Source organism: Stappia sp. (assembly GCF_040110915.1).
Classification (GTDB): Bacteria; Pseudomonadota; Alphaproteobacteria; order Rhizobiales; family Stappiaceae; genus Stappia.
The window spans coordinates 4,229,719-4,241,799 of record NZ_CP157793.1; the positions used below are offsets into that span (position 1 = coordinate 4,229,719).

At 68.1% G+C, this 12,081-nt stretch carries 10 protein-coding genes; 7 read left to right on the forward strand and 3 right to left on the reverse strand.

The features are described 5' to 3' along the window. The first annotated feature begins 311 nt into the window (after positions 1-311). The 4 genes from dnaK (at position 312) to ABL312_RS18970 (ending at position 5,051) form a co-directional block, all read left to right on the forward strand. Complete coding sequence (gene dnaK, locus ABL312_RS18955) at positions 312-2,234, forward strand: molecular chaperone DnaK (protein ID WP_349358957.1); 1,923 nt, start codon at positions 312-314, stop codon at positions 2,232-2,234. A 91-nt stretch (positions 2,235-2,325) separates the two neighbouring features. Then, the gene (locus ABL312_RS18960; RefSeq protein WP_349358958.1) at positions 2,326-3,189 is read left to right on the forward strand and encodes an FkbM family methyltransferase; all 864 of its coding nucleotides are present in this window, start codon (positions 2,326-2,328) and stop codon (positions 3,187-3,189) included. 12 nt (positions 3,190-3,201) lie between these two features. Continuing rightward, the gene (gene dnaJ / locus ABL312_RS18965; RefSeq protein ID WP_349358959.1) at positions 3,202-4,332 is read left to right on the forward strand and encodes a molecular chaperone DnaJ; all 1,131 of its coding nucleotides are present in this window, start codon (positions 3,202-3,204) and stop codon (positions 4,330-4,332) included. Between the two features lie 113 nt (positions 4,333-4,445). Then, positions 4,446-5,051, forward strand: a complete 606-nt coding sequence (locus ABL312_RS18970; protein ID WP_349358960.1) for a methyltransferase domain-containing protein — start codon at positions 4,446-4,448, stop codon at positions 5,049-5,051. Positions 5,052-5,072: 21 nt separating this feature from the next. Here the strand turns inward: ABL312_RS18970 and ABL312_RS18975 are convergent, their stop codons facing one another. Together ABL312_RS18975 and ABL312_RS18980 are read right to left on the reverse strand one after the other, a co-directional pair. Beyond that, complete coding sequence (locus tag ABL312_RS18975; protein ID WP_349358962.1) at positions 5,073-7,493, reverse strand: 1-deoxy-D-xylulose-5-phosphate synthase N-terminal domain-containing protein; 2,421 nt, start codon at positions 7,491-7,493, stop codon at positions 5,073-5,075. A 203-nt stretch (positions 7,494-7,696) separates the two neighbouring features. Further along, a complete protein-coding gene (locus ABL312_RS18980) occupies positions 7,697-8,917 on the reverse strand; it encodes a methionine gamma-lyase (protein WP_349358963.1) in 1,221 nt (406 codons plus the stop codon). A 157-nt stretch (positions 8,918-9,074) separates the two neighbouring features. Between ABL312_RS18980 and ABL312_RS18985 the strand changes: the two genes are divergently transcribed. Next, entirely contained in the window at positions 9,075-9,527 is a 453-nt protein-coding gene (locus tag ABL312_RS18985; RefSeq protein ID WP_349358964.1) for an Lrp/AsnC family transcriptional regulator, read from the forward strand. 10 nt (positions 9,528-9,537) lie between these two features. Here ABL312_RS18985 and ABL312_RS18990 read toward each other — a convergent pair whose 3' ends face one another. Continuing rightward, complete coding sequence (locus ABL312_RS18990) at positions 9,538-9,894, reverse strand: MmcQ/YjbR family DNA-binding protein (RefSeq protein ID WP_349358965.1); 357 nt, start codon at positions 9,892-9,894, stop codon at positions 9,538-9,540. 146 nt (positions 9,895-10,040) lie between these two features. On the opposite strand from ABL312_RS18990, the gene ABL312_RS18995 reads away from it, so the two are divergent. Together ABL312_RS18995 and ilvE are read left to right on the forward strand one after the other, a co-directional pair. Beyond that, positions 10,041-10,622, forward strand: a complete 582-nt coding sequence (locus ABL312_RS18995) for an NAD(P)H-dependent oxidoreductase (protein WP_349358966.1) — start codon at positions 10,041-10,043, stop codon at positions 10,620-10,622. Between the two features lie 173 nt (positions 10,623-10,795). Further along, on the forward strand, positions 10,796-11,833 hold the full coding sequence (gene ilvE, locus ABL312_RS19000) for a branched-chain-amino-acid transaminase (protein WP_349358967.1): 1,038 nt from the start codon (positions 10,796-10,798) through the stop codon (positions 11,831-11,833). Positions 11,834-12,081 lie beyond the last annotated feature (248 nt).

Here is a 12,081-nt window from a genome sequence, read left to right on the forward strand (position 1 = left end):
GTCTTGCGCGTAGGAGCGGATGCGTTTTGACGCCGGGTTTACGCGAGGCGATGCTGCGACGCAACAACGCGGCGCGCAAACCCGCCATGCGACGGGGCGTTGTCCTGCCGGGGGAGCGGGCCGCGCGTCAGCCTTGCGATGCCGGAAACGGCCTCTTATATAGCCGTCACGGTTTGCCGCCGCACCGTATCGCACCCCCGCGCGGAACGCCACGCGGAACGACGGTGAGGCATCTTCAGGCGTACCAGGAAAATAGGGGCCGGCCCGACGCCGCAACGGGTCCGTCCGGTCTGCTGGAAAGAGAGGACAATATGGCAAAGGTCATTGGTATCGACCTCGGCACGACCAACTCGTGCGTCGCCGTCATGGACGGCAAGACCGCCAAGGTTATCGAAAATTCGGAAGGCGCGCGCACCACGCCCTCCATGGTCGCCTTCTCCGACGACGGCGAGCGTCTGGTCGGCCAGCCGGCGAAGCGCCAGGCGGTCACCAACCCGACCGGCACGCTGTTCGCGGTCAAGCGCCTGATCGGTCGGCGCTATGAGGATCCGACGGTCGCCAAGGACAAGGATCTGGTGCCCTATACGATCGTCAAGGCCGACAATGGCGACGCCTGGGTCAAGGTCGAGGATGAGACCTATTCTCCCTCCCAGGTCTCCGCCTTCATCCTGCAGAAGATGAAGGAAACGGCCGAGAGCTACCTCGGCGAGAGCGTCACCCAGGCGGTGATCACCGTTCCGGCCTACTTCAACGACGCGCAGCGTCAGGCCACCAAGGACGCCGGCAAGATCGCGGGGCTCGAGGTCCTGCGCATCATCAACGAGCCGACGGCGGCCGCGCTCGCCTATGGTCTCGACAAGAACGACGGCAAGACCATCGCGGTCTATGACCTCGGCGGCGGCACTTTCGACGTCTCCATCCTGGAGATCGGCGACGGCGTGTTCGAGGTGAAGTCCACCAACGGCGACACCTTCCTCGGCGGCGAGGACTTCGACATGCGCCTCGTCGATTATCTCGCCTCGGAGTTCAAGAAGGATCAGGGCATCGACCTGAAGGGCGACAAGCTCGCGCTGCAGCGCCTCAAGGAGGCCGCCGAAAAGGCGAAGATCGAGCTGTCGTCCTCGTCGCAGACCGAGATCAACCTGCCCTTCATCACCGCCGACCAGTCCGGTCCGAAGCACCTGACGATGAAGCTGACGCGGGCGAAGTTCGAGAGCCTCGTGGACGATCTCGTGCAGCGCACGATCGAGCCCTGCAAGGCGGCGCTCAAGGACGCCGGCATCGCGGCCGGCCAGATCGACGAGGTCGTGCTCGTCGGCGGCATGACCCGCATGCCGAAGATCCAGGAGGTCGTGACCAACTTCTTCGGCAAGGAAGCGCACAAGGGCGTGAACCCGGACGAGGTCGTGGCCATGGGCGCGGCGATCCAGGCGGGCGTGCTGCAGGGGGACGTCAAGGACGTGCTGCTGCTCGACGTGACGCCGCTGTCGCTCGGCATCGAGACGCTGGGTGGCGTCTTCACCCGTCTGATCGACCGCAACACGACGATCCCGACCAAGAAGAGCCAGACCTTCTCCACCGCCGAGGACAATCAGACGGCGGTGACGATCCGGGTCTTCCAGGGCGAGCGCGAGATGGCGGCCGACAACAAGATGCTCGGCCAGTTCGATCTGGTCGGCATTCCGCCGGCGCCGCGCGGCGTGCCGCAGGTCGAGGTGACCTTCGACATCGACGCCAACGGCATCGTCAACGTCTCGGCCAAGGACAAGGGCACGGGCAAGGAGCAGCAGATCCGCATCCAGGCCTCGGGCGGCCTCAGCGACGAAGACATCGAGAAGATGGTCAAGGACGCGGAGGCGCATGCCGACGAGGACAAGAAGCGCAAGGAGCTGGTCGAGGCCCGCAACCAGGGCGAGGCGCTCGTCCATTCGACCGAGAAGTCGCTGAAGGACTACGGCGACAAGGTCTCGGCCGAGGACAAGGGCGCCATCGAGGCGGCTGTCGCCGATCTCAAGTCCGCGCTCGAGGGCGACGACCTTGAGGGCATCAAGGCCAAGACCCAGGCGCTCGCGGAAGTCTCGATGAAGCTCGGCGAGGCCATGTATCAGTCGGCCCAGGCCGAGGAGGCGGCCGGCGCCGAGGGCGGGGCCGGCGAGGAGCCGAAGAAGGACGACGATGTCGTCGACGCGGACTTCGAGGAAGTCCGCGACGAGGACGACAAGAAGTCGGCCTGATCCGCCACGACATGCCGGCGCGGTCTTCCCCCTGGAAGGCCGCGCCGCTTGCCTTTCCAGGACACCAACGACACGGGACGGGGCCGGGGGCATGACGCCGCGATCGCTCGATCCGCCATTTGGCGCCTTTGCCCTGACGGGCGCGCGCGAGCGCCTGCGCCGGGTCGCGGCCCATATGCCGAGGAACCGGCTCGGGCGCATGGCCGTCTCGCTGTTGCGGCGGGTGTGCACCGGCGGCCGGCCGGGGCCGTTCGACGTCGAGGTCTTTCCCGGCGTGCGGGCGCGGCTGCATCCCGCCTCCAACCGCTGCGAGAAGCGGGCCCTTGCCGGACCGCAGTTCTTCGATCTCGGCGAGCGCGAAGCCCTGCGCGCCGCGCTTGCGCGGCGCGGCGACGGGCCCTTTGTCTTTATCGATCTCGGCGCCAATGTCGGCCTCTACAGCCTGTGGGTTCTGGCGGCCGCGCGCGCGGTCGGGCGGGACGTGACCATCCTCGCCGTGGAGCCCGATTCCGAGACGCGGGCCCGGCTGGAGACCAATCTCGCGGCCTCGCAGGCGCCGGACACGGTGCATGTCGCCGGCGTCGCCATCGGCGCGCGGGCCGGGCGCGGGGCCATCGTCGGTCACGCGCACAATCGCGGCGAGCACCGGGTGCGTAGCGCGCGGGACGGCGACGCGGAGACGGTGGAGATCCTCCCCGTCGATGCGGTGTGCGCGCGCTTCGCGATCACGCGGATCGACGCCATGAAGGTGGACCTGGAAGGCCATGACGAGGCGGCGCTGGCCGGGCTCTTCGCCGCCGCGCCGACAAGTCTGTGGCCGGAACTGATCATCGTCGAGGCCGGCAAGGGCGCCGAGACGCCGTCCGTCGTCCGTCTTTGCCTCGACAACGGATACCAACTGGATCGCCGGACGCGGTTGAACGCGCTGCTCACGCGCGCATCCCGCGCAAGCTGATGGACCGTCTGAATGGATAAGCGCGACTATTACGAAGTCCTCGGGGTGTCACGCGACGCCGATGAAAAGGCGCTGAAGAGCGCCTACCGCAAGCTCGCGATGAAATACCATCCCGACCGCAATCCCGGCGATGCGGAGGCGGAAAGCCGCTTCAAGGAGGTCAGCGAGGCCTATGACACGCTGAAGGACAGCCAGAAGCGCGCGGCCTACGACCGCTTCGGCCATGCGGCCTTCGAAAACGGCGGCTTCGGCGGTGGCGGCGGCGGTCATCCGGGCGACTTCGCCTCGGCCATGTCCGACATTTTCGACGAGTTCTTCGGCATGGGCGGCGGCGGCCGGCGCGGCGCCGGGCGCGATCGCGGGGCGGATCTGCGCTACAATCTCGAGATCTCGCTGGAAGAGGCCTATACCGGCAAGTCGGTGGAGATCGAGGTGCCGACCTCGGTCGCCTGCGACACCTGTTCCGGCTCCGGTGCCAAGCCGGGCAGCGCGCCGACCACCTGCCGCACCTGCGGCGGCGCGGGCCGCGTGCGCGCCTCGCAGGGCTTCTTCACGCTGGAGCGCACCTGCGCGGCCTGTCAGGGGCGCGGCCAGGTGATCTCCGATCCCTGCACCGATTGCGGCGGCGCCGGGCGCAAGACGGTGAGCCGTACCCTGTCGGTCAACATTCCCGCCGGCATCGAGGACGGCACCCGCATTCGCCTCGGCGGCGAGGGCGAGGCCGGCCTGCGCGGCGGCCCGTCCGGCGATCTCTACATCTTCCTGTCGATCCGCCCGCATGCCTTCTTCCAACGTGACGGCGCGGATCTCTACTGTCGCGTGCCCGTCTCGATGACCACCGCGGCGCTCGGCGGCCAGTTCGAGGTGCCGACACTGGGCGGCGAGATGACCCGCGTGAAGGTGCCCGAGGGCACCCAGACCGGGAAGCAGTTCCGCCTGCGCGGCAAGGGCATGCCGGTGATGCGCTCGCAGGCCCATGGCGACACCTACATCCAGGTCACGGTCGAGACGCCGACCAATCTGACCAAGCGCCAGCGCGAGCTGCTCGCCGAGTTCGAGGAGGAATCCTCCGGGGCGACCCATCCGGAGTCTCACGGTTTTTTCGCCAAGGTGAAGGATTTTCTGGACAATCTGGGCAGTTGACCGAAGCGCCCGTGCGCCGGCGATCGTCGGCGCGCGAAACGGGCGGCGGGCTGCCTTGAATTCGCCACGCCTCAGCCCCAGATTGCAAAAAGCTTTTCAGGTGGGATTTCAAGATGCTGGACGTTTCCGCGCGCAAGGTCAAAGGGGTCTCGGCGAAGATCGCCGACGAGGTCCGCTTCATTCGCAGCTGGGCCGAAAACCCGTTGACCACCGGCGCGGTGAGCCCGTCCGGCCCCGACCTCACCCGCCGCATGGCGTCCTTTCTGGAAATCGACCGGCCGGGGAAGATCCTCGAGATCGGGCCCGGCACCGGGGTCGTCACCCATGCGATCCTGGAGCGCGGCATTCTGCCCGCCCGCATGATCGCTCTGGAATACAACGAGAGCTTTTGCGGCCTGCTGCGCCGCCGCTATCCCGACATGGACGTGGTGCAGGGCGATGCCTACCGCTTGCGCGAGACGCTGGCCGATGTGGCCGACGGGGCGCTTGCCGGCATCGTGTCGTCGATGCCGCTCTTCTCCCGCCCGAAGGCGCAGCGCCGGTCGCTGCTGATGCAGGCCTTCGAGCTCTTGCCGCCCGGCGCCCCCTTCATCCAGTTTTCCTACGCCCTGGTCCCGCCGATCGCGCCGGAACCGGGGTTTTTTTCGGTCGAGCGCACGGGCTGGATCCTCAGGAATCTCCCGCCCGCGCGCGTCTGGGTCTACCGCAAGGCGGTGTGATCCGCCGCCAGCCCTTGCCCCTCAGATCGGATTGACCAGCCGCACGGGGCGTCCCGGCGCCAGTTCCGAGGCGGCGGCGACGATGGCGTCCGCGTCGATGCCGTAGTGGTGATGCAGGTCGGCGATGGTGCCGGTCTGGCCGAAATGCTCCACGCCGAGCGCCGCCGTGCGGTGGCCGCACACCGAGCCGAGCCAGGCGAGCGTCGCCGGATGGCCGTCCATCACCGTGATCATCGTGCAATGGCGGGGAAGGGGGGAGAGCAGGCGCTCGATGTGGCTCATGGCGCCGCGATGGCCCCGCTTGCGCATGCGCATGGCCGCGTGCCAGCCGGCGTTCAGCCGGTCGGCGGAGGTGACCGCGAGAACACCGATGTCGCGCCGGTCCGTGCCGATGCGTCCCGCCGCCTCGATGGCATGGGGCGCGACCACGCCCTGATAGGCGATCACAACCTCGCAATTCGGCCCCGGCTCGCGCAGCCAGTAGGCGCCGTCGATGACGCCCTGCCGGAAGGCCGCGTCGTCGCGCCGCGCGGGCTGTTCCAGCGCCTGGGTCGACAGGCGCAGATAGACCGAGCCACCGGTCTCGTCGCGCAGCCAGGTGCGCTCGTCCGGGTCGCCCTCCCCGTCGCGCTGCATGTAGTCGAAACTCCAGTCCATCAGGATCGACAATTCGTCGAGCCATGCCGGTTCGAAGGCGGCGAGCCCGTCCTGGCTCATGCCGATCAGCGGCGTGCCGAGCGACTGATGCGCGCCGCCCTCGGGCGCCAGGGTGACGCCGGAAGGTGTTGCCACCACCATGAAGCGGGCGTCCTGGTAGCAGGCGTAGTTGAGGGCATCCAGCCCGCGCGCGATGAAGGGATCGTAAAGCGTGCCGACCGGCAGCAGGCGTTCGCCGAACAGTGAATGGGACAGGCCGGCGGCGCCCAGCAGCAGGAACAGGTTCATCTCCGCGATGCCGAGCTCGATGTGCTGGCCGTCTGGCGAGAAGGCCCACTTCTGCGCCGACGGAATCCGCTGGTCGCGGAAGGTATCGGCCACCGCGTCGCGCGCGAACAGTCCGCGCCGGTTCACGAAGGGGCCGAGATTGGTGGAAACGGTGACATCCGGCGAGGTGGTCACGATCCGGTCGGCGAGCGGGTGGTCGGAGCGCGCCAGCTGGTCGAGGATCTTGCCGAAGCCGGCCTGGGTGGAAAGCACCCTGTCGTCGAGAAAGATGTGGCCGGGGGGCGCGACATGCGCCGCCGTCCTGCGCCGCGCGCCGGCGGCGAAGAAGGGCGTGGCCGCGACGACGCGCTTGAGCTCCGCCGCGCTCAGGTCGATCCCTTCCGCCGGCTCCCATTCGTGGCCCGGCCGCACGCCCATCTGCTCGCGGAAGCTCTCCATCTGCGCCGCCGTCATCAGGCCGCCGTGGTTGTCCTTGTGGCCGGCGAGTGGCGTGTTCCAGCCCTTGATCGTATAGGCGACGAAGGCGACCGGTCGGTCGTGGCGGGCCTGTTCGGCGAAGCTGGCCGACAGGGTTTCCAGGCAATGGCCGCCGAGGTTGGTCATCAGCTCCTGGAGTTCGGCGTCGGTCCGGCGCTCGATCAGCGCGGAGACCTCCCCCTGGTCGCCGATGTCGTCGAGAAGCCGCTTGCGCCAGGCCGCGCCGCCCTGGAAGGTCAGCGCCGAGTAGAGCGCGTTCGGACAGGTGTCGATCCAACGCCGCAATGCCGCTCCGCCCGGCTCGTCGAAGGCCGCGCGCTGCAATGCGCCGTATTTGAGGGTGACGACGTCCCAGCCGAAGGCGCCGAAGATCGCCTCGATGCGCTCCGCCAGCCCCTCGCGCACCACCCCGTCGAGGCTCTGACGGTTGTAGTCGATGATCCACCAGGTGTTGCGAAGGCCCTGTTTCCAGCCTTCCTGCAGCGCCTCGTAGACGTTGCCCTCGTCAAGTTCGGCATCGCCGACGAGCGCGATCATGCGCCCTTCCGGCCCCGGATCGGCCCAGGACTTGGCGGCCAGATAATCCTGCACCATGGAGGCGAAGGCGGTGATCGCCACGCCGAGACCGACCGAGCCGGTGGAGAAATCGACGTCGTCGATGTCCTTGGTCCGGCTCGGGTAGGACTGCGCGCCGCCGTATCCGCGAAACGCCTCGAGCTTCTCGCGCGTCTGAAGCCCGGCGAGATACTGCATGGCGTGGAACACCGGCGAGGCATGCGGCTTCACCGCCACCCGGTCCTGCGGCCGCAGGTGCGCGAAATAGAGCGCCGTCATGATCGACACCATCGAGGCGCAGGAGGCCTGATGGCCGCCCACCTTCAGCCCGTCGGCCTTGGCGCGGACATGATTGGCGTTGTGGATCGTCCAGCAGGACAGCCACAGCAGCTTCTGCTCGATGGCCTTCAGCGCGGACGCGGTGTGGGACTCTGTCCCGGCGGCGGTATCGGGCGTCGTGTGCATGGAAATCCTCTTCGACGTCGGGGCCTGCCGGCTCCGGCCCGCCTGGTGAGGCCTGCGCCGGAACGGAAGGTCAGGGCAGCGTAGCGGCAGAGCGGGGAGATATCCGGTCGATCTCCCTCAGGGTATAGGGCGGTCGCCGCGATTTTGATCCGCTTGCGCCGCGATTTGTAGGATTTTTTCGCGCGCGGAGCGAGGTCGACGCGTCAGGCGGCGCGCCGCCCGCTTGCCTCCAGCGCGACGTCGATATCGACGAGCAGATCCTCGGTCGTCTCCAGCCCGGCCGACAGGCGGATCAGCCCGTCGGAGATGTCATGCGCCGCGCGTTCCTCCGCCGTGTAGGTCGAATGGGTCATGCTGGCGGGATGCTGCACGAGGGTTTCCGCGTCCCCCAGGCTGACCGCCCGGCGCGCCAGACGCAATGCGTTGAGGAAGCGGATGCCGGCGTCCATCCCGCCGGCGAGTTCGAAGGCGACCATGCCGCCGAAGCCCGGCATCTGGCGGGCGGCCAGATCGTGCTGGGGAAATGCCGCAAGGCCCGGATAGGCAACGCTTTCGACCAGGGGATGCGCGGCGAGGCGGACCGCGATGGCTTCGGCGTTCGCACAATGGCGCGCCATCCGCAGTTCCAGCGTCTTCAGCCCGCGCAGCACCAGATGGGCGGTGAGCGGCGCCATAACCGCGCCGGTCATGTCCTTGAGCCCGACGAGGCGCACCGTTTCCATGTCGTCGACCGATCCGACCGCAAGGCCCGCGACGAGATCGCCGTGTCCGCCGAGATATTTGGTGGCCGAATGCACGACGATGTCGGCGCCGAGCTCCAGCGGACGCGTCAGCACGGGCGTGGCGTAGGTGTTGTCGACGATGACCTTCGCCCCGTGAGCGCGGGCGATTTCGGAGACCGCGGCGATGTCGACGAGGCGCATGTTCGGATTGGCTGGCGTCTCGAAATAGACGAGGCGGGTTTTCGGCGAGATCGCGGCCTCGAGGTTCGCGGCATCGCGCAGGTCGACATGGGTGACGGTGACGCCGAATTTCGCCAGCCCGTGCCGGAAGAAGGCGAAGGTGCAGCCGTAGAGCGTCTTGTCGACGATGATCTCGTCGCCGGGCGCCACCAGGCTCCACATCACGCCGGTGATCGCGCCCATGCCGGAGGCGAAGGCGACGGCCGCCGCCCCGCCCTCCAGATCCGCGATGCGCCGTTCGAGCAGGTCGAGCGTGGGATTGGAAATGCGCGAATAGACGTGGCCGGCGCGGTCCCCGGCGAAGATCTCGCCGCCCGTCTCCGCCGTGTCGAAGGCGAAGGTCGAGGTGAGATGAACCGGCGGGGTGAGCGCGCCGCCCTCGTCCAGCGGGTCGTAGCCGGAATGAATGGCGCGGGTGGCAAAGCCGAGCGAGGTCCTGGTGTGCATGGTCTTGGTGTGCATGGTCGAGATCCCGGGTCGCGGAAGGAAGATCGGTGGGGGCGCGTCGTGCCGCCCGTTGACAGAGCGAAACGTTAGTCGTTTCGAACCGCGCGGATCTGGCTATCTCTGCCGATACATGACTTCATATTGGCAAGTTCTGCCAATTGGAGGCGTGAAAATGGATGAAACCGATCGCCGCATCGTGCGGGCGCTTCAGGAAAACGGACGGCTCAGCAACCAGCATCTGTCCGAGGCGGTGAACCTGTCGCCCTCGCCCTGCCTGCGCCGGGTGCGCAATCTGGAGAGGTCGGGCGTGATTCGCGGCTATGCGGCCATTGTCGATCAGGAGGCCTACGGCCTGCCCGTTACGGTGTTCCTGCAGGTCCGCCTTGAGGTGCATTCGCAGGAAAACGTTGATGCCTTCGAGGCGGCGGTGCAACGCATCGACGAGATCATGGAGTGCTATCTGATGGCGGGAAACCGCGACTATCTGCTGCGGGTGGTCGTGGCCTCGCTCGCCGACTATGAGGACTTCATTCGTCGGCGCATTCACAAGATCCCGGGGATCGCCTCGCTCGATTCGAGCTTCGCCTTCGGCACGGTGAAGCGGTCGCAGGTGCTGCCCGGCTAAGGAGCGCGTCTCAGGCGAGGCCGAGGTCGGCGCGCTGGCGTTTCGTCAGCCTGGCGGCGACAAGCCCATGGGCGGTTTCGATGTGGGCGCGCAGGCCGTCGTCGTCGAGCGCGTCGCCTCCGCGCACCTGCACCCATTTGGCGCGGGCGAGATAGGGCGCGGGCACGATGCCGGGCAACTCGGTGAGGATTTCATAGCTCAGGTCGGAGGTCTTGAAGGCGATGGCGTCGCGCGCCTCCGGTCCCCAGTCCGAGCACAGCGCGAAGATCTTGCCGCCGACCTTCCAGACGGACGCGCCGCCCCACTGGACGACATGGGTGGTGGCGGGCAACGCGCCGCAGAAGCGGTCGAACTCGTCTCGGGTCATGCGGGCCTCGTGTGTTGCCGGGCGGGATGTCGGGACCGCCGCAGGCTGGTCACGTGTCTTTCCGTTGTTATATGCCAGAACGACAGCCACGGGGCCGGGTTCGATCTCCGGCCCCGTTTCGCGTTGCGATCAACCACGAGGATTTCATGAAAGACGTTCGCATTCTGGTTCTGTCCGGTTCGATCCGCTCCGGCTCGTTCAACACGCAGCTTGCCGGTCTGGTCGCCAAATACGCCGCGCTCGCCGATGCGCAGGTGACGCAGGTCTCGCTCGCCGATTATCCGATGCCGATTTACGACGGCGATCTGGAAAAGGCCGACGGCGTGCCCGAGGCCGCCCGCAAGCTCAAGGCGGTGTTTCAGCGCCATCACGGCGTCTTCATCGCCAGCCCGGAGTATAACACCGCCGTGTCCCCGCTCCTGAAGAACACGCTCGACTGGCTGTCGCGCCTGTCGGACGCCGGCGAGCCGCCGGCCGCCGCGTTCAAGGACAGGGTCTTCGCGCTGGGCGCGGCGACGCCGGGCACGCTCGGCGGCATTCGCGGGCTGATGGGCCTGCGCACGATCCTGGAGATCGGGCTCGGCGCCCTCGTCATTCCGGAAATGGCGACGGTCCCCAATGCCTCCAAGGCCTTCGATGCGCGCGGCGAACTCACCGACGAGCGCACGGCGACCTTCCTGCAGGCGATGGTGAGCCGGCTTATTGCCGAGGCGCGCCTGCGCGGGTGACGCCCCGGTGCCCGCGTGACCCGTCCCCGGCCGGGTTGGCGTCTCCGCCGCACAAGGTGGAAAATCGACTTGGAACGGGGGCGTCGGGTCCGGCTAGCGTGTCGCGCGAACGGATCGGGCCGGCGGGGCGGATGGCCCCCCGACCGGGCCCGGTCGAGGCGCGGGAGACGCAGATGACCACCGCCGAACGCCCGGCATCCCCGACACAGGCGCACCCGGAGACCCACGCGCGCCCGGACGCGATCTTGTCCGCTCAGGCCCGCCCGGCCCCGTCCTCCGCCGGCCTGCCCGAGCGGGTCGGGACCGTGTGGATGGACGGCATGTTCCGGTCCGGATCGGAGGCTGCGACCAGCATCCTCACCCATAGTCTCCACTACGGCACGGCGGTCTTCGAAGGCTTGCGCGTCTATGAGGGAACGTGCTTCGCGAGCCGGCCGCACTACGAGCGGCTGCAGGCCTCCGCCCGCGCGCTCGGCTATGTGGTGCCGGCCGATGTCGACACGCTCGTCGCCGCGACGGACGAGCTGATCGCCGCCAACGGCATTCGCGAAGGCTATGTGCGGGCGATTTGCTGGCTCGGGAGCGACAGTCTCGGGCTGATGGCGGGCGATCTCACCGTGCATGTGGCGATCGCCATGTGGGAGTGGCCGCAGGTGCACGCGCTCGACGGCGAGGATGCCGGCATTCGCCTGCATCTGTCGCAGGCGCGCCGTCCGGATGCGCACACGCTTCCGCCGCAGGCCAAGGCCGCGGGCGGGTACCTCATCGGCACCATGGCCTATCATGCCGCGAAACGGCACGGCTGCGACGATGCCATCCTGCTGGACCAGGAGGGGCTCTTGGCCGAATCCTCCAGCGCCAACCTGTTTCTCGTGCGCGACGGCGTGCTGCTGACGCCGATCGCGGATCGTTTCCTCAACGGACTGACCCGCCAGACCGTGCTGCATCTGGCCGCCGATCTGGGCGTGGAGCTTTACGAACGCCGCCTCGGCGTCGAGGCTCTGGCGAGCGCCGACGAGATCTTCCTGGCCGGCACGGCGGTGGAGATCCTGCCCGTGACCGCCGTCGACGGCACGCAGCTTTCCGTCGGCCCGGTCACGCGGCGGTTGCGCGCGGCCTATGCGCAGTGCGTGCGCGCCGGACCGGCGGCGGTGCCGCCCATCGGCCCGCCGATCACGCCCTCGATGGCATCGCCGGCACAGGCGTCCTGACGGATCGCGACCTCTCGCGGAGGCGCAAATTCTCGCGCAAGGGTTGAGGTTTTACGCCCGACCCCACTGTCGAGGCGGCGTGACGTTGCATCAGAAAAGGGCCGATGTCCGTCGCGACACGTCCGGCCCCGGAACCGGCCCTTGTGGCGGGGCCTCGCTGCCGGTACCCGCCGTCGTCCTCCTGATCGTCTGCGCGAGACCGTTCTATCCGCGGCGGTCGCGAATCGGACTGGCCGCCAACCTGCTGC

Coding starts and splice junctions, on each gene's coding strand:
- ABL312_RS18995 (WP_349358966.1), top strand. CDS start 10,041: ATGAAAGACGTTCGCATTCTGGTTCTGTCCGGTTCGATCCGCTCCGGC.
- dnaJ (WP_349358959.1), top strand. CDS start 3,202: ATGGATAAGCGCGACTATTACGAAGTCCTCGGGGTGTCACGCGACGCC.
- ilvE (WP_349358967.1), top strand. CDS start 10,796: ATGACCACCGCCGAACGCCCGGCATCCCCGACACAGGCGCACCCGGAG.
- ABL312_RS18980 (WP_349358963.1), bottom strand. CDS start 8,917: ATGCACACCAAGACCATGCACACCAGGACCTCGCTCGGCTTTGCCACC.
- ABL312_RS18990 (WP_349358965.1), bottom strand. CDS start 9,894: ATGACCCGAGACGAGTTCGACCGCTTCTGCGGCGCGTTGCCCGCCACC.
- ABL312_RS18960 (WP_349358958.1), top strand. CDS start 2,326: ATGACGCCGCGATCGCTCGATCCGCCATTTGGCGCCTTTGCCCTGACG.
- ABL312_RS18985 (WP_349358964.1), top strand. CDS start 9,075: ATGGATGAAACCGATCGCCGCATCGTGCGGGCGCTTCAGGAAAACGGA.
- dnaK (WP_349358957.1), top strand. CDS start 312: ATGGCAAAGGTCATTGGTATCGACCTCGGCACGACCAACTCGTGCGTC.
- ABL312_RS18970 (WP_349358960.1), top strand. CDS start 4,446: ATGCTGGACGTTTCCGCGCGCAAGGTCAAAGGGGTCTCGGCGAAGATC.
- ABL312_RS18975 (WP_349358962.1), bottom strand. CDS start 7,493: ATGCACACGACGCCCGATACCGCCGCCGGGACAGAGTCCCACACCGCG.